The sequence below is a fragment of the Poseidonibacter lekithochrous genome, assembly GCF_018861145.1.
GTDB classification, from domain to species: domain Bacteria; phylum Campylobacterota; class Campylobacteria; order Campylobacterales; family Arcobacteraceae; genus Poseidonibacter; species Poseidonibacter lekithochrous_A.
Genome location: NZ_JAHKQT010000004.1, coordinates 1 through 18093 on the forward strand (window position 1 = coordinate 1; position 18093 = coordinate 18093).

The 18093-nt window shown below is 27.0% G+C and carries 19 protein-coding genes; 9 read left to right on the forward strand and 10 right to left on the reverse strand.

The window, feature by feature from the left end; translation table 11 throughout:
• The 6 genes from KO488_RS01855 to KO488_RS01880 form a co-directional block, all read left to right on the forward strand.
• The coding region (locus KO488_RS01855; protein ID WP_266099284.1) for an MBG domain-containing protein at window positions 1-1159 on the forward strand (1159 nt) is incomplete at its 5' end.
• Window positions 1160-1177: 18 nt separating this feature from the next.
• Window positions 1178-2872 carry a ShlB/FhaC/HecB family hemolysin secretion/activation protein gene (locus tag KO488_RS01860; protein ID WP_216057090.1) on the forward strand — a complete coding sequence of 565 codons (1695 nt, stop codon included), beginning with the start codon at window positions 1178-1180 and terminating at the stop codon, window positions 2870-2872.
• 127 nt (window positions 2873-2999) lie between these two features.
• On the forward strand, window positions 3000-3866 hold the full coding sequence (locus KO488_RS01865; protein ID WP_216057091.1) for a sulfurtransferase: 867 nt from the start codon (window positions 3000-3002) through the stop codon (window positions 3864-3866).
• A complete protein-coding gene (locus tag KO488_RS01870) occupies window positions 3867-5858 on the forward strand; it encodes an EAL domain-containing protein (protein ID WP_216057092.1) in 1992 nt (663 codons plus the stop codon).
• 107 nt (window positions 5859-5965) lie between these two features.
• On the forward strand, window positions 5966-6556 hold the full coding sequence (locus tag KO488_RS01875) for an NAD(P)H-dependent oxidoreductase (protein ID WP_216057093.1): 591 nt from the start codon (window positions 5966-5968) through the stop codon (window positions 6554-6556).
• Window positions 6557-6564: 8 nt separating this feature from the next.
• Window positions 6565-7326 carry a nitroreductase family protein gene (locus KO488_RS01880; protein WP_216057094.1) on the forward strand — a complete coding sequence of 254 codons (762 nt, stop codon included), beginning with the start codon at window positions 6565-6567 and terminating at the stop codon, window positions 7324-7326.
• Between the two features lie 16 nt (window positions 7327-7342).
• On the opposite strand, the gene KO488_RS01885 is transcribed toward KO488_RS01880, so the two are convergent.
• Entirely contained in the window at window positions 7343-8038 is a 696-nt protein-coding gene (locus KO488_RS01885; RefSeq protein ID WP_216057095.1) for a metallophosphoesterase, read from the reverse strand.
• 1 nt (window position 8039) lies between these two features.
• Window positions 8040-10064: a PAS domain S-box protein gene (locus KO488_RS01890; RefSeq protein WP_216057096.1), complete on the reverse strand. Its 2025-nt coding sequence runs from the start codon at window positions 10062-10064 to the stop codon at window positions 8040-8042.
• Window positions 10065-10276: 212 nt separating this feature from the next.
• Between KO488_RS01890 and KO488_RS01895 the strand changes: the two genes are divergently transcribed.
• The 3 genes from KO488_RS01895 (at window position 10277) to KO488_RS01905 (ending at window position 13192) form a co-directional block, all read left to right on the forward strand.
• Window positions 10277-10918: a UPF0323 family lipoprotein gene (locus KO488_RS01895; RefSeq protein ID WP_216057097.1), complete on the forward strand. Its 642-nt coding sequence runs from the start codon at window positions 10277-10279 to the stop codon at window positions 10916-10918.
• Between the two features lie 3 nt (window positions 10919-10921).
• The gene (locus KO488_RS01900) at window positions 10922-12100 is read left to right on the forward strand and encodes a glutathionylspermidine synthase family protein (RefSeq protein WP_216057098.1); all 1179 of its coding nucleotides are present in this window, start codon (window positions 10922-10924) and stop codon (window positions 12098-12100) included.
• A gap of 201 nt (window positions 12101-12301) precedes the next feature.
• Window positions 12302-13192 carry a formate dehydrogenase subunit gamma gene (locus tag KO488_RS01905; RefSeq protein ID WP_216057099.1) on the forward strand — a complete coding sequence of 297 codons (891 nt, stop codon included), beginning with the start codon at window positions 12302-12304 and terminating at the stop codon, window positions 13190-13192.
• A 31-nt stretch (window positions 13193-13223) separates the two neighbouring features.
• Here the strand turns inward: KO488_RS01905 and KO488_RS01910 are convergent, their stop codons facing one another.
• From KO488_RS01910 to KO488_RS01945, 8 genes are read right to left on the reverse strand one after another with little or no spacing between them, the layout of a single operon-like run.
• The gene (locus tag KO488_RS01910; protein ID WP_216057100.1) at window positions 13224-13697 is read right to left on the reverse strand and encodes a hypothetical protein; all 474 of its coding nucleotides are present in this window, start codon (window positions 13695-13697) and stop codon (window positions 13224-13226) included.
• Window positions 13690-14634 carry a tetraacyldisaccharide 4'-kinase gene (locus KO488_RS01915; RefSeq protein WP_216057101.1) on the reverse strand — a complete coding sequence of 315 codons (945 nt, stop codon included), beginning with the start codon at window positions 14632-14634 and terminating at the stop codon, window positions 13690-13692. Before KO488_RS01915 ends, KO488_RS01910 begins: the two co-directional genes overlap by 8 nt.
• Window positions 14635-14640: 6 nt before the next feature.
• Window positions 14641-15780 carry a DegT/DnrJ/EryC1/StrS family aminotransferase gene (locus KO488_RS01920; protein WP_216057102.1) on the reverse strand — a complete coding sequence of 380 codons (1140 nt, stop codon included), beginning with the start codon at window positions 15778-15780 and terminating at the stop codon, window positions 14641-14643.
• 4 nt (window positions 15781-15784) lie between these two features.
• Window positions 15785-16546, reverse strand: coding sequence for an NAD+ synthase (locus KO488_RS01925; RefSeq protein ID WP_216057103.1), 762 nt, complete (start codon window positions 16544-16546; stop codon window positions 15785-15787).
• Window positions 16547-16567: 21 nt separating this feature from the next.
• Entirely contained in the window at window positions 16568-16780 is a 213-nt protein-coding gene (locus tag KO488_RS01930; protein WP_216057104.1) for a hypothetical protein, read from the reverse strand.
• Between the two features lie 3 nt (window positions 16781-16783).
• Entirely contained in the window at window positions 16784-17014 is a 231-nt protein-coding gene (locus KO488_RS01935; protein ID WP_216057105.1) for a (2Fe-2S)-binding protein, read from the reverse strand.
• Window positions 17014-17247 (reverse strand): (2Fe-2S)-binding protein, encoded by a 234-nt coding sequence (locus KO488_RS01940; RefSeq protein ID WP_216057106.1) that lies wholly within the window; start codon window positions 17245-17247, stop codon window positions 17014-17016. The genes KO488_RS01935 and KO488_RS01940 overlap by 1 nt, the downstream gene beginning before the upstream one ends.
• Window positions 17247-18002 (reverse strand): TerB family tellurite resistance protein, encoded by a 756-nt coding sequence (locus KO488_RS01945; RefSeq protein WP_216057107.1) that lies wholly within the window; start codon window positions 18000-18002, stop codon window positions 17247-17249. Before KO488_RS01945 ends, KO488_RS01940 begins: the two co-directional genes overlap by 1 nt.
• Window positions 18003-18093: the final 91 nt, after the last annotated feature.

Consider the following 18093-nt stretch of genomic DNA (forward strand, 5'->3'; position numbering starts at 1 on the left):
AGTAAATGGTGAAACTATTTCAGTACTTGATGGTGTAAGTGCTTCACAATCAGGATTAAATGCAGGAACATATACAGCAAAAGCTTCTGGAAGTGATGAAAACTATAATCTAACATTTAAAGATGGAAGTTTAACAATTGAAAAAGCCAATGCAACAGTAACAGCAAACTCAGATACAGTAACTTATAATGGTTTAACACAAACAGTATCAGGATTTACAGCATCAGGATTAGTAAATGGTGAAACTATTTCAGTACTTGATGGTGTAAGTGCTTCACAATCAGGATTAAATGCAGGAACATATACAGCAAAAGCTTCTGGAAGTGATGAAAACTATAATCTAACATTTAAAGATGGAAGTTTAACAATTACTCCTAAAGCAATAACAGTAAGCGCAGATGATTTAACAAAAGTATATGGACAAACAGATGAAACATTAACATATACAACAACTGGATTAGTAGGAGAAGATACATTAGTAGGAAGTTTAAAAAGAGCAGCTGGTGAAGATGTTAGTGACTATAGAATTTCACAAGATACAACTTTAACGAACTCAAACTATACTGTAATATTTACAGATGGGAAATATACAATAACTCCAAGACCTATAACATTAATTGCAAATGAGACTTCAAAAGTATATGGAGGATCAGAAGTAGATTTAAGTGCAAGTGTAAGTAATACAAATGGATTAGGCTTAGCTTCATTTGATTCTATAAATGATATTATTGGAATACTTTCAAGAGAAAGTGGAGAAGATGTAGGAAGTTATGATGTTCTTTTAGGAAATGGAGAAAAAGCTAGTAATTATTCAATTTCTTATAATAGTGATAATAATTCATATACGATTACTCCAAGTACAACAAATTTGGCAAACGTATCAATACCAGATACAATAATACCAGTACCTACAAACAATAACCCAATTATTGTATCAAAACCTGAACAACAAGAAGTGGCTTCAAGAGTAATTACATTAAGTGAAATAAGAACAAGTCAAGATACTACGCAAGTAAATGAAAGTTCTCAAACACCACAAGATATAAGAGTACCTCTTTCTAGAAATTCTGTAATAGAATTAGTAAATGGAGGAGTTAATCTTCCTCAAGGTGTTGATCAACAATTCTTTGTTTCATCAAATGAAACTGAAGAAAACTAAAAGAATAAGGAAATAAAAATGAAACAAATAAATAAAATAATAACAATATCAGTTCTAAGCTCTTCTATTCTTTTAGGAGCAACTATCCCAAATATAGGTGATATTCAAAAACAAGTAGAACCTCCAAAAGATTTAATTAAGCCAAAAGAAACTCCACTAATAGAATTAGGTGGAGTTAAAAAATATGCTGCACCAATGAAAGATGATAAAAGTGGAAGAACAATCTTTGTAAAAAGCTTTAAAATAGATGGAGCACTTCATGTAAATGTAGATAAATTACAAAAACTAATTTCTTCATATACAAATAAAGATTTAACTTTCAATCAAATTCAAGAAGTAACAAGTGTAATCACAAAAGAGTATAGAAATCAAGGTTACTTTGTTGCCCGTGCATATTTACCCGTGCAAAATATAAATAAAAATAATGGAGTAATCATAATTGCAATTATTGAAGGAAGTTATGGAAAGTTTAAACTTGAAAATAATTCAAAAGTAAAAAACTCTACTGTTCAAGGAATGCTTGATAATGCAAAGCAAAGAGATAATGTAATTTCGACAAATACATTGGAACGAGCAATGCTTATTATAAATGATACACCAGGTGTAGTTGTAACTGCTGCAGATGTAAAACCAGGTAAAGAGGTAGGAACATCAGATTTTGCAATTACAACACAAGAAGGTAGCTTATATAACGGATATGTAGTAGCTGATAATACAGGAAGTAAATATACTGGTAAAAATAGACTAATGGCAGGGGTTGATTTTAACTCTCCATTTAATATTGGTGATAAAATTTCATTATCAGGATTAGTTTCAAATGGAGCTGATTTAAAAAATGGAAGAGTAGCTTATAGCTTACCATTAGCATCAAATGGTTTAAAAGGAGAAATATCTTATTCTCAAACAAACTATTCACTTGTAAAAGACTATGAAGCATTAGATGCATTAGGTACTTCAAAAACTTTAGATGCAACAATAACTTATCCAATAAAAAGAACTAGATTAGAAAATCTAAACTTATCTTTAAATATTGCTAATAAAGATTTAAAAGATGAAGTAAGAAGCACAAGTGTTATTACAGAAAAAGATACTCAATCTTTAAACCTTGGTTTGGATTATGATAAAAACTATTTAGCATTTGGGAAAAATACACAATCACAAATAAATCTAAACCTTACATACGGTAGATTAAACTTTGATAATGCAAGTGATAAAATATCAGATGAAGCAGGAGCAGATACAAATGGTAATTATTCAAAAGTAAATATAGAACTTTCAAATACAATAGCATTAACAAATAAATTAACATTTGATTCATCTTTAAAAATGCAATATGCACTAGGAAATAAAAACCTTGATGGAAGTGAAGACTTCTCAATTGGTGGTTCCAATGGTGTTAAACTATATCCTAATGGTGAATTAAGTGCAGAAAATGGTTATTTGTTAAACCTTGAAGCAAAATATAGATTACCAAATCTAAGTAAACTATCAAATACTGTAGGAATATTTTATGATAGAGGAAAAGCTTTTATGTCGGATAACAAGGTAGACTTTGAAGCGAAATCGTTACAAGATGTTGGAATTGGATATTATGCTTCTTATGATAGTTTTTTCGGAAAACTTCAAGTAGCATGGAATACAAATAGCGATGATATAACTAGTGAAGAAAATAGAAATTCTAGGATTTTATTTCAAGGTGGCTTAAGTTTTTAAGTAATTAAAAGTAAGTAAGAAAGTAAATCCTTACTTACTTTAAAATTTGATATATAAAAGTACTATAATTATTCTTTATTAATTATTTAATATAATCGTGATAGAATCAAAGGAAAAAGGCTTTGTCATGAAAAATAATTTTTATCTTATTTTGTTTTGTTTACTAACACAATTATCACTAAATGCTCAAGAATTAAGAATAAGTGTTGATCAATTATCAGAAAACATTACTGATTACAAAATTATTGATGTAAGGAATCATGAGGATTTTTCTTTTAGTCATATAAATAGCTCTCTAAATTTTCCTGTTTCCAAAAGTTATGAAAATAAAAAAGTTGATGGTAAAATTGTTAAACCAAACAAAATGCAAACTCTAATAAGAGATTTAGGATTAAATGTTGATGATAATATAGTTATATATGATGATGGTATTTTTTATGATGCAGCTAGAGTATTTTGGACTTTTGAAGTTTATGGATTTAAAAATGTAAAATTACTTAATGGTGGTTTTGATACATGGGAAAAGAAAGAACTTTCTGTTTCTTCTGAAATATCAAAGGTTAAACCAAGTAATTATATAGCTTCAATTAATAATAAAAGATTATCTACAAAATTTACAACACAAATTGCTACAAAAAACCCAAACCAAATTGTTATTGATGCAAGAGGCTATAACTCTTTTATAGGTAAAGAATCAGTAGCAAAGAGATTTGGTCATATACCAAATGCAATACATATACCAGCTAATTACAATTTAGAAAAAGAAAATGAATTATTAAAATTAAAAGAAGTTACGACATTAAAAGAGTTATACAAAGATGTTAATAAAGATAATAAAATCGTAATATATTGTAAAATAGGAAGAGTTGCAGCTACTAACTATTTTGCATTAAGAGAGCTTGGATACAACGTTTCTAATTATGATGCTTCATGGAAAGAATGGGGTAATGATATAAATTTACCAATTATAAATAAATCTAAAGTACTAAATTAAATGTGGAATCGATTTAGAATAAAAACACAATTAATTGTTTTTATGACTCTAATTGTAATTGTTGTGGAAGCTAGTACCTTATTTTTTATATTAAATGTACAAAAAAAAGAGAATCAGAAGAATGCTCTTTCGCAAACTAATGCAATTACTCAATCTTTAAATAATGACCTTCTAAATTTTATATTAAACCCAAATGCAGATGTTTTATCTGATATAACATTTAGATTATCAGCATTTAAAGAAATAAGTGGAGTTATTCTTTATGATGAAAATAAAAAAGCAATTTTCCAATATGGAAATACAAAAGAATTAATAAAAGAAGAATTGTCTATTTTTGAAAAAAAGACTATATTTAGAGATGAACATCTTTTTGTAAAAAAAGACATATCTGCAGATAATTATACCTTAGGGTTTGAATTGATTAATGTTGATTTATCTTCTTTTAAACAGAAAGAAAAACAAATCACTTACACCCTACTCGCAATATTTCCTTTGGCCTTACTTTTTGGATTTATACTAAGTTTATTTTTAAGTAAAAGTTATATAAAACCATTTATAGAACTATTAGATGCAATAAGAAAAAGTGACCCTACTAATAATAAAATTACTGCAGTTAGTACTAATGCAAATAATGAAATTAAAGAGCTATTTGATGGCTTTAATTTACAAATGGAACAAATAGGAAAGTCATCTAAAGAGCTAAAAATTCAAGCTAGTCATGACCAACTAACAAATATTTATAATCGTTTTTTTATGAAAGAGGAACTCCTAAATGCTTTAAAAAATGATAATCCAAATATTAAAGGATACAACTACTTACTTATAAATCTAGATCAATTTAAATTAGTAAATGATTCAGCAGGATATCAAGCTGGTGATGAACTACTAAAAATGATAGTGACTCATTATCAAGCAATCCTACCAAAAGATACACCTTTTGGTAGAATCGATGGAGATACCTTTTCGGTACTTTTAAAAGATTCAAATGAAAAGTTTGGAAAAAAATTTTTAGAAGAAAGTCTAAAAAGACTCCATGATTTTAGATTTTCATATAAAGGTGAAACATTTAGTGTATCTGCTTGTATCTCACTTGTATTTTTTAAACCTTTTGAATTTACGCTAAAAGAGCTTTTAAAAGCAAGTACAACTTCTCTTTATACAGCTAAACAAAAAGGACGGGGTAAATCACAAATCTTTGACCCAAGTGATGAAATTGCAAAAAGAGTATCTATGGAAATTGATACTGCAAAACTTATAAAAGAAGCACTAGCAGATGGTCCAGCTAGATTTGAACTTTTTGCACAAGATATAGTTCCACTACAATATAACACAGATAAGATAAGTTATGAAATACTTATACGTATGTGGGATAAAGACAATAACTTCATACCACCTGATAGTTTTCTTCCAACAGCTGAGAGATATCAACTTATGGCAGATATTGATATGCATGTTTTATGGACATATCTTGAAACTGTAACAAAAAATAAAAACCATATAGAAAAGCTACACTCTGCACATATAAACTTAGCAGGTTCAAGTCTAAATAACCCAGACTTTCAAGCAAAAGTAAAAGAAGCTATTGAACATTTTGATTTTCCTTGGGATAAACTAGAATTAGAGATTACAGAGAGTTCAGCAATTGGTAATTTTAATATGGCAAATGAGTTTATAACATGGCTTAAAGAACAAAATATTGGACTTGCTCTTGATGATTTTGGTACAGGTATGGCTTCATTTGAATATCTTAAAAGTTTACCATTTGATGTAGTAAAAATAGATGGAAGTTTTGTAAAAGATATGCATACTGATCCTATAGACAAAGCGGTAATTAAATATATTCAAGAAATTGCACAACTTAAAGGTCAAGAAACAGTTGCAGAATATGTTGAGACAAAAGAGGATGTTGAAGAATTAAGAGCTCTTGGTATAACTTATGGACAAGGTTACTTCTTAGGAAAACCTAGAGCTTTAAATTCATGGCTTAATTAAATAAACAAATTGACTATTAGAAAATTAACACCTTTACTTACCTAAAGTAAAGTAAGAATACTTTAAGTCTCATGAGATTATAATTCCTTTTATTAAAAGGATAATTTATGAGTAAAAAAGTATTAATATTAAATGGACATCAACACTATGATGTTGTAGCAAAAGGTGAGTTAACTCAAAACTATATTGATTATGCAAAAAGTTTTTTTGAAGAAAATGGTTTTGAAGTAAAACATACTCATATTGAAAAAGGTTATGAAACTAAAGAAGAGTGTGATAAGTTTCAATGGGCTGATTATATTTTATTTCAATATCCAGTTTATTGGATGAGTCTTCCTTGGATTTCAAAGAAATATATAGATGAAACATTTACTCAAGGTGTTCACTATACAAGTGATGGAAGAAGTAGAAGCGATGCTTCAAAACTTTATGGAAGTGGTGGCTTGCTACAAGGTAAAAAGTATATGCTATCTTTAACTTACAACTGTCCCGAATCTGCTTTTAACAATAAAAATAGTTTATTTGATGGTTTATCATTAGATGAAGCGCATGTTGCTGTTCATAAAACATTTCAATTTTGTGGATTAGAGCCTTTAGAAACTTATGCTGTTCATGATATTTTTAAAGGTGATTTAGATTTAGAAAAAGAATTAACTAAATTTAAAAATGTACTAACAAAAAACTTTTTAGAAAAATAGGAATAGTCATGAATCAATCTAATAATAAAATTATAAATCAACTAAGTCAAAGAAAATCTATAAGACAATTTACAGGCCAAAGTGTAAGTAATGAAGACCTTGATCTTATTCTAAAAACAGCTCAAAGATGCCCTACTTCTATAAATGGCCAACAAATATCACTTGTATATACAAGAGATAAAGAAAAAATAAAACAACTAGCAAAAATTTGTGGTGGACAATTACAAGTTGAAACAGCTGATGTATTTATAACTATAGTTGTAGATTTTAATAGAACTAGTTTTGCAGTTGAACAAGCAGGTGAAGTACAACAAATTGATAAATCAGCAGAAGGTGTTTTAGTAGGTGCTGTTGATGCAGGTATTATGCTAAATGCAATTCAAATATCAGCAGAATCATTAGGATATGGAACTACTGCTATTGGTGCTGTTAGGAACGATCCTGAAGCTATGATTGAGTTATTAAATCTTCCTGCAAAAACTTTTCCAATAGTAGGAACAACAATTGGTTTTGCTACAAAAGAAGCAAAAGAAGCTCCTTTAAAACCAAGAGTTCCACTAGAAAGTTTTGCTTTTGAAGATACTTATAATGATAAAAAAGTTAAAGATGGTGTTTTAAAATATGAACAAGATATGAAAAAATATAGAGAAGAAAATAATATGGATTATCTTCAATCTTATTGTACACAAACAGCAACTTATTATAAAAATATTTATTTTAGAAAAATAGCCCAAAACTATGAAAAACAAGGTTTTGTATTTAAAGATTAAGAGAGTTTTACTCTCTTTATAACTCAATATTTTCCTGTGTAATTATCCTCATACTAGGAAACTCTAGAGCACAAAGTCTAGGGTTTCTAATCCTATCGTTTGTTTTATAGCAGCCTAAATCTATTGCGCAACTGTATTTAGTTATTATTGGTTCTTCAAATATTGTATGTCCGTAAACATTGAATATATCTTTATTATCATAATCTTTATATCGACTCCAAAGTAGTTGGATTTTAAAAAGTTCTTTTTCTTTTTTATTTTCTCTACGTCTTAAATGCCATTTTCTACCGATACAGGAATGAGAAACAACTAAATATCTCCCATCTGTAGTTTTATAATCTTTGTACTCTTTATATAAAGGTAATTTTTCGAGAAACTCTATTTGTTTATAAAATTCTTCTTTTGAAGTATATGAATTTAATGTTTGTTCTCCACCTGTTTTAAAAAGCCATTTGGCTAAAGATGGATTATTTCTATCATTTTCAAGCATAGGAGCGTGGTCTATAAATACTTGCTCATGATTTCCTAAAACACAATCGTAGTTATTATTCATAATCAAGTTAATAACATCACAAGAATTTTTTCCTCTATCTACTAAATCTCCTACAAAACATATTTTTGATTTTTCTTTATTTGGAAACTTTTTAATCAAAGCTAATAAACTTTTATAACAACCATGAACATCACTTATGATATAAATATTTTCATCCATTTTATTTCTTTTTTTTTGGAATTTTAATTGTAAACTTTGAGCCTATATATTTTTTGTTTTCATATTCAAATTTTTCATTATCCTGTGTTAAGAAACCACCTAAGTTCTTAATTATATTTAAACTCATATATAAGCCAACACCAGTACCTTTTACTTTTGTGGTAAATCTTGCATCAAATATTTTATCTGCAATATTTTTAGGAATTCCTCCTGCATTATCTTTTATACAAAGAACAATAAATTCATCTTCTTCATAAGTATTTATAAATATATATTTAAATTTTTCATTCTTTGTTTCAAGTACTTCAATAGAATTATTAACTATATTCATCAAAACTTGAACCAATTCATTTTCAATACTTGTAATTTTAATATTTTTAATATTTTTTATAATTTCAATATCTACATTTTGTAGTCTTGCTTTTAAAATAACTAATAGTTTATTTATACTATTTTCAATGAAAAAGTCTTTTTCTTCTTTATCATCTTTAAAAAAGTTTCTAAAGTCTTCAATAGTTTGAGATAGATATTGAGAAGATTGATTTATAGTCTCAAGAGAAGTAATAAGTTCTTTATCATCTAATATATTCATCTCTTTTTGCATTTTACATCCCGTTGCAGACATTGAAATAATACTAAGTGGCTGTCTCCATTGATGAGCGATATTATCAATCATTTCACCCATTGCAGCTAATCTTGATTGATATAGTAACAATTGTTCTTTATCTCGTATATCACTTACATCTATTATTACACCGATTTTTTGTTTAACCTCATTTTTCTCATTATAAGAGAAAACTCTTTCATAACCATGTAAAGTAAGCCATCGAGAATCTTTAGTTCTCATTCTATATTCTATTTCATAGGTATCTTCTTTTCTAGCATTTTTAATTTTTTTATTATGTAAAAATAGTTTTTTGCTATCAGAAGGATGAATCAAATCATTAAAGGAATCTTTTTCAACTTTATTTAACTCATCTAAAGAATATCCAAGTAACGTTGAAACATTTTTATTTATATAAATGTTTTTTTTCTTTTCAAAATCATAAACATACATCAAAGCAGGAGTTGTATCAGCTATAGCTTTGATAAAAGCTTCTTGTTCTAAGTGCTTAGATATGTCAATTACTGATGTAATATAATATCTTTTATTTTTAGAAAATACATTTTTTGCAACCATAAAAGCATCAAAAATAGTTCCATCTTTTCTTTTAGCTTTAAACGTAGAAAGATATTCTCCATCCTCTTTAATTGTTTGAATAATAGCACTTGGTATGTTAGGATCAGCACAAAATAAATCAGGGGAAGTACCAATAATCTCTTCTTTATTATCATAACCCCACATTTTTACATATGCATCATTTACGTATGTAAATAATTTATTTTCGTCTACAATTGAAGTTGCTGATAAAGATTGTTCATGTAATAATAACTGTAATTCAAGTTCCTCTTTATCCTGCTTTTCTTGAGTAACCTCACGTACGATTACCATAATATTTTCATTGTCAGATAATAGTGCCATACGTGATTCATAGTGTTTGATTTTATTTTCTAATTCAATTTCATAATTAAAAATTGATAATTTTTTTTCTTTTAATAAAGTCTGTATTTTTTCATAAAAAAGCTGTCCTAAATTATTGGGTAAAACATCTTGCATACGTTTTTGTAAAAAAACTTCTTTTGGAACATACAACTTAGAGCTTTCTTGTGCTCTATAATCAATAATCGTGCCATCTTTTTTTGTAATAAATAAAATATCAGGAAGTACTTGAAAAATTGAGCTAATTAGTTTATCATTGTTTTTAAATTCACTCTTTCGTTCATGCATTTTTAAAAATATATAAAATAAAACTATTGTAATAAATATAAAGCTCAAATCTTTATATGTTTGGTAAGTATTAAGATTTATAGAGTCATCAGTAAAAGAGGCTAGTAAATTATCAGAAAAAACAAGCCACAAAATACTAAATAATATATAATAAATAAGCACTAAAGAGGTAGAAAACTTATCATATTTTAATTTCATTGCATAAATCCTATTTTTTATACACTAATAATACAATAAATTAGCATATAAAATAGTAAGATACTCTATTTTTTATTACTATATATTATCCTCCCTATATAGAATAATAAGTTCATTGAAAAATCACTTCTTTATTTATCAACTTTATAGTAAGAATTCAGTATTATGTTTAAAATTTATATAGAACAAAAAGTTTAAAAGGATTATTAATTTTGAAAAAGAATAATAATATTAAAAAAATATCAAATTACGCAATAGTTGGTGGACTAGGAGCTATTTTAGTATCAGGTCTAGTTGGATGTGAAGATAAATCAAATAATCAACAAAACTTTGAACAAAGTGAAGCTTTTGGAAATGCAAGTCAAAGACAAGCAGCTTTCGTAATTATAGAAGAATCAAAAGATGGTAAATATGCTATCGTTGATGAATTCCCTGCATCTAAAACTACAATTGTTTTAAGAAAACCAGATGGAACTGAAAGAATTCTTACAAAAGAAGAAATTGATAAATTAGTTAAATTAGAAGAAACAAAAATTGATAATGGAACTTCAGGATTAACTAATCCCAACTCAGAAGAAGCTAGTGCTGGTATGGGTCTTGGTGGAGTTTTAATGTCTTCAATAGCAGGAGCTATGTTAGGTTCTTATATTGGAAACAAACTATTTGGTAACCAAAACTACCAAAATCAAAGAAAAGCACAATATAAATCTCCTCAAACTTATAGTAAATCAAAAAGTTCATTTTCTAAAGCAGCATCAACAACTAATAAATCAAGTGCTTCTAAAAAAAGTGGATTCTTTGGAAATAAAAGTTCTTCAAGTACAAAATCTAGATCTTCTTTCTTTGGTGGTTAAAAAATGAATCTATTAAAATTAGAACCATTAACAGATGAATACTTAGAATCAATAGGTTTTAAATGGCATACAGATGAAGATAATACTTCTTATATAGCAAATGAAGTAGTAGAAGTAAGCGAAGATGAAGCAAATGCTTTTTATGAAGCTACAAACGAATTATATGATATGTTTTGTGAAGCAGGTGAATATGTAATTGAAAATGATTTATTTCATGAAATAAATATTCCTTTTAATCTAGTTGAAACTATCAAAGAGTCTTGGGAAAATGACGTTCATTGGCATCTATACTCAAGATTTGATTTAGCAGGTGGACTTGACGGAAAACCTATTAAATTGATTGAATTAAACGCTGATACTCCAACTTCTCTTTTTGAAACTGCTATTATTCAATGGGCTTTATTAAAAGCAAATGGTTTAGATGAGGCTAGTCAATTTAATAATCTTTATGATGCCTTAAAAGATAACTTTAAAAGAATCATCACTTTAGATTCAGATATTGAAAAATTTGAAGAATATTATAAAGATTTAGGGTGGAAGATATTATTTTCTTCAATATCCTCTTCTGATGAAGATGAAAATACAACTAAACTTTTACAGCATATTGCAACAGAAGCTGGTTTTAATACTGACTTTGAACATATTGATAAAGTTGAATTTAATGACGAAGGAATTTTTAAAGATGAAGAAAGCTTTGAATTCTGGTTTAAATTAATTCCTTGGGAAGATATTGCTATTGATGAAAGTGAATTAGCTCTTATTTTAGCAGAAATTATAAAAGAGAAAAAAGCAATTATTTTTAATCCTGCTTATACTTTAATGTTCCAATCAAAAGGTTTTATGAAAATTCTTTGGGACTTATATCCAAATCATCCTCTTTTACTTGAAACTTCTTTTGAACCTTTAGAAGGGAAAAAACAAGTTGAAAAAAGATGTTTTGGAAGAGAAGGTGCTAATACTAAAATTATAAATGAAGATGGAAGTATTGATGTTGAAACTCCAGGTGAATATGAAGGTCATAAAGCAATTTATCAAGAGTATGTAGAGCTAAATACAGACTCAAATGGAGTAACTTACCAAGCTGGCGTATTTTATGCTTATGAAGCTTGTGCTTTAGGATTTAGACGTGGTGAAAAGATTTTAAATAACACTTCTAAATTTGTAGGTCATATAGTAAAATAACTAAGATTTTCTTAGTTATTTACTCCATTTTAAAAGTAAATATTTATTTACTTTAACTCTCTAAATTTTTAAAAACTCCTGAAAATAGATTTAATACTAACTTTTTAAAGTAAATAAATTTTTACTATTATTCTAGATGTCATACTAAAGTCATATTGCAAAGACATAATTTTACATAATTTATAAAAACAGGAGTACCTCATGTTAAAGATATTATTAATACTTTTAGGTCTTAGTTCTATTGCTTTTGCATATACAACAGTTAGTGAAGCAAATCAAGACTTGATTTTTACGATGATAGCTTATGGAAAAGAAAGTAGTGTTTATTTAGATGAAGTTTTTGTTGCCTTACAAACAAAATTATTTAAAAATACTTATTTAGGAATTATTGTAATTATTCCATTAATTTTTTTAGTTCATTATCTAATCATTGGTCCAAAGAAGTTTAGTCATAAGGGGAAAAAGTATTATATATTTTCTTTATTTAATAGGATAATTCATGGTATCTCAGCTGTATCATTTATGATTTTAGTTCCAACTGGTTTGATTATGATGTTCGGTTCATACTTTGGTGGTGGAGAATTTGTAAGAATTTCTAAAGATCTTCATGCAGTTTCAAACTTCTTATTTATGATAAGTGTTATTCCTATGTTTGTAATGTGGGTTAAAAATATGTTATTTACAGGTGATGATATAAAATGGTTTATGATTTTAGGTGGATATTTATCTAAAGAGAAAAAACCAATTCCTGCTGGAAAATTTAATGCTGGTCAAAAAATGTGGTTTTGGGTATGTACAATAGGTGGTATCGTAATGATTTTTACAGGTATTACAATTTATGTGCAAGATTTAAACTTAGGTATTTTAGCTATGTTTGGATTTACTAAAATTGAAATGTTAAGATATTGTATTATTGTACATAATATTGTAGGTATGGCTATGGTTGCACTGTTTTTTACACATGTATATATGTCAATGTTTGCTATTAAAGGTGCATTACAAAGTATTATAAATGGATACAAAGAAGAAGAGGAAGTGAAGATTTTACATAGTTCTTATTATAAAGAATTAGAAAAAAGCAATATAAAGTAACTAAGGGATTTCCTTAGTTATTTAATAAGGTTTATTCAATATCTTCTTTATAATTTCGCAACTGATCTAACAATAATTCAAAACATAATTCTAAGACTTTTAAATTTTTTAAAAGTAACATAGGCTTATGTATTAAAACTGTTTTACCCTCACCTAATTCAACATTTCTAATATCTATTTCACCATCAATTAATACTAAATCAAATCTAACTTTATCATTTGAAAAGCTTAAAGATATTGGTAAATAATACTCTTTGTCATTATCATCTAAATACCAATTAGAACCTTTTTGTATCATTACATTTGGCATAGGAGAATTATAAACTATATGTTCATTCATATGTTTATTGAAAATGATTTCTTTCAAAGTTAAAGGGTTAATAAGTTTTGTATTTAAGTTTTTCTTTACTCTTTTATACATCGCTTTCCATAATAAAGAATTAGTTCTTTTTGTTGAATCCAAATGAAATAAGGCTTCATCATCCAAATAATATATTTTAGTCATAGCTTTTTATGTACTCTTTCATTAAAGAAAAATCTATAGTATCTTTTATTTTAATATCCAAATCCATTAAATATAAATTCTTGATATTAAATTTTTCAAGTTTTACTAAATCTTTTCCTGTTGTTAAAATTTGATAATTTTTATATTTCTCTCTTAGCTCATTTATTTCATCTTCTAAAAAAGTATGATGATCAGGATATGCTAAGAGCTCAGTATTCTTTGGTAAAAACTCTAAAAGTCTTTTTGGTTTTGAAATAGCAGTTAAAACAATAACTTTTTCGGCTAAAGTAACTTCTTTATCATCTTTTTTAATAGTTATAATTCTATTAAAATCCCTACTCTCTTTTAATTCTAAATCTGCATAAGAATATAAACCTTTAGGTTCTCTATATCCACCACTTGGAAGACAATAAAAATTTGTTGGTTCATCTTTTGGTCTTAATAAAATATTAAATTTTTTAATATTATATTTTGAAAATCCATCATCTAAAAATACAATTTTACAATTCAATTCTTTTGCTTTTAAAATAGCTTTACTTCTATCTTCACTAACAATTACAGTAGCCTTAGGTAGTGACTTTGCTAAAAGCATAGCTTCATCTCCACTAATACTTATATCTTCTAATATTTTACCTTGCTTTGAGATTACATATAAACCTTTTGAAGCTCTTCCGTAACCTCTTAAAATTATACAAGAGTTTTCATATGAACTTGCAAGTTTAATTGCAATAGGAGTTTTTCCACTTCCACCTACTATTATATTTCCTATAGAAATTACAGGTATACCAAAATCTCTTTGCTTTGCAAAAGTACGTTTTGTTAAAATAATAAGTATATAAATAAAAGTAAGGGGAAGTAAAAGGTAAGCTATTATTTGCTGAAAAGCATTTGGAAAGAAGAGATAATCTTCAATCCATAAGTAAAGTTTTTGTTTCAAAGCAGATTAAATCCACTCAGAAGCTACATCAATAACTTGATCACAAACATAGTTAACTTCATCGTCTGTAAGACTTGCATACATTGGAAGTGATAAAATTTGTTGATAGTTATTCAGCGCATTTGAAAATGCAGTAATTTTTATAGAATACTTTGTTTTATAATAAGAAAGTAAATGTAATGGAATATAGTTAAGTCCAGTAGCAACTCCTCTATCTTTTAAAGCTCTAGCAAAAGCATCTCTATTTCTTGAAACTTTTACAATAAACTGAGTGAAAATATGTTCATCTTTATATGAAGGTATTTCTATATGCTTAACCCCTGTTAATCTTTTTTCATAAAGTTTAGCTATTTCTTTTCTTCTTTTAATAAATTTTTCAGTTTTATTCAACTGTGCAAGCGCGTAAGCTGCATCTAATTCAGATAAATCATATTTGTGTCCAATATCAACTACATCATATACATAATCCAAGTTTCCATAACTATCATAAGTTGTTGTTAAGGCATGAGTTCTAAGAAGTTTTGCTCTAGTTGCTATTTGTTCATTATTTGTAATAATAATACCTGATCTTGAAATTGCATATTTACTATTTGATGGATTTGTAGAGAAGATAGTCATATCAGCTCTTAAATTCCCTACTTTCTTTCCTTTATACATAACACCAAGTGCTGATCTACAATCTTCAATTAAAATAATTCCATACTTTTGAGCTATATCATAAATTCTATCTAAATCAGGAGTTTGTCCTGCGACAAAAGTGATGATTGCACCTCTTAATTTTTTCGATTCATTTGCAGCTAAGGCTTTTTCAAACTTGTCAACATCAATATTCATATCTTCCATATTAATATCTATAAATACAGGTTCAGCATCAAAATGTCTTACAACTTCAGGTAGATTAACAAAAGAGTTTACAGACATTAAGATTTTATCTCCTCTTTTAAGTTTTATTGCACTTAAAGCAAGATGAATAGCAGCAGTTGATGTAGCAGTAGCAACTGCATATTTAGAACCTATAAATTTAATCATATTTTCTTCAAATTCAATGGCTTTTGATAAGTCATCTTTTGATTCTAATACGCTTCTAATTTGAGTTAATTCTTCATTATCTAAAGATGCTTTATAAATAGCAATATCTCTTTTCATTATTTTAGCTCCACCTAATATTTGCAATTGTTGGTAATTTACCTTTAAAGGCATTTGATTTCATTCTATATTCTAACATATCTATTAGTTTACTTTCAAAACCTAAAGATATTAATTCTTCTTTAGATTTTTTCTCATCAACAAAAAGTTTTAAAGCGTCATCCATTTGTTTATATGAATATCCAAGTTCATCTTCATCACTTTGACCTTCCCATAAATCAGCACTTGGAGCTTTTGTAAGAATTGAATCTACAACACCTAATAGTTTTGCAAATTCAAATTCATCACTTTTATACATTTCTCCAATTGGATTAATAGCACAGGCAATATCTCCAAAAATAGTTCCATATCCTAATAATAATTCACTTTTATTTGAAGTTCCAACTACCAAAGATTTTTCACGAGAAGATACATCATATAAAACTGACATTCTCATTCTTGCAGAAAAGTTTCCTATTCTTAGTTTATCTTCATCCATATTATTTATAAAAGACTCAACCATAGGTGCGATTGAAATAATTTCATATCTAATATCGAACTTCTCACAAAGTTCAACTGCGTGGTCTGTTGAGCTTTGTGAAGAGAATTGAGATGGCATTAAAACACAGTTTAATTTATCTCCAAAAGCTTCTTTACATAATACTGCTACAACAGCAGAGTCTAGTCCACCTGATAATCCAACTGTAACTTTTTCTAAACCAGATTTTTTAACTTCATCTTTTAAGAAGTTTATTAATTGTATTTTTATATTTGGCCAATTTATCAATTATAATCCTTTATATAATAATTATATCTCATCTTTTTTTGTTTTTTCATAAATCTCATCTAAATATTCACCTGTAATAGCCAATACGTTCTTTTTCCTGCCATTTAATTGACTTATAATATCTTCAAGTTCTTCTTCTTGAAAATATTCAAGATAATTTGGATTAATATCAATTACTTCATCTTTATTAATCTTTAGTAACTCTTTTATTTGGGCTATTAATTCTTCTTTCATCTTCTATTTCTTTACAAATTTATTTACTATTTCATCTAAATAAAGTTCCATTTTTTCAACACCTTTATCATGATTAGCATTGATGCATGACTTACAACAAGTTCCCGCATCGGTTAACTCACCTACTTCTTTTATATCAGAAGCTCCTCTATCTTTTATTGCATGAATAATTTCACCTAATGTTGTATGTTTACAAGTACAAACTTCATATGAATGTTGAAACTTTCTAGCCATTATACTCTCTTACTTTTAATTTCATTCAATATATCCTTACAATATATTTTCTTTTTCATTTTCCCATTATCACCTTCTTTAAAAATACAATGTCTACATTCAGTACCAGCTGTTGTTAAATCTTGGATATCACTTAAAGTTGGTTTATTTCTATCTTCTAATGCAATAATTATTTGTTCAATTGAAACATTTTTACAATTGCAAACTTCATATGAGTTATCAAAACCAAGCATTAGTTTCCTCTATCTTTTTTGATTAATTCATAAGCCTCATTTATTTCTTGAAGTTTTTTTGTTGCTTCATCAATTATATTTTGAGACTCGCCTCGTCCAGACATAATATCAGGATGATGTTGTTTTACTAATTTTCTATAATTTTTCTTAATAAGCATATCATCATCACTAGCTTTTGATTCTAAAACTTCGTATGCTTTTTCTAAAGAAAGTGCATTTGATGAGGCTTGATTTGAATAAAAAGCTTCAAAAGTATTGATTAAATTATCAAAATCATGTTTTTTAATTTTTAAAGCATTTGAAATATCCTCAACAATCATTCTCTCAGTTGGTGAAAACTCTTTATCTATAAATGCAAGATTTAATAAATACTCCATAATTTTAACACGTTTAGAATAATCAAACTTTGTTAAAGTGTATAAACTTTGACAAATATCTAAGGTATTATCAAAACTCTCTTTTTGTTCTTTATATAATATTTTTAATTTTTCTCGTACCTCTTCATTATTTTCAAAATGACTTGAAATATCATTAAAAGTGTGTTTTAATAATTCAGCTTCTAGTTCACATACTTTTCCATCTGCTTTTGCAACTTTAGCCATTAAAGCTATTAATAAACCTGCTTCATGATTTAATAAATCACCATCGAAATTTTCTTTATATTTTAAATTAATATTTTTAAACTTTTCTGTTTTATAGTTTTTTGCAATTATATATAATATAAACCCAATAATTAGCAATACAATTATTTTCATACTTTTCCTTAAACTTCTAATTTCTCATATTTTTAATGATTTTATCAAAAAGTAAGTAAAACTACAATCTTGGGAATAAATTCATTTATAA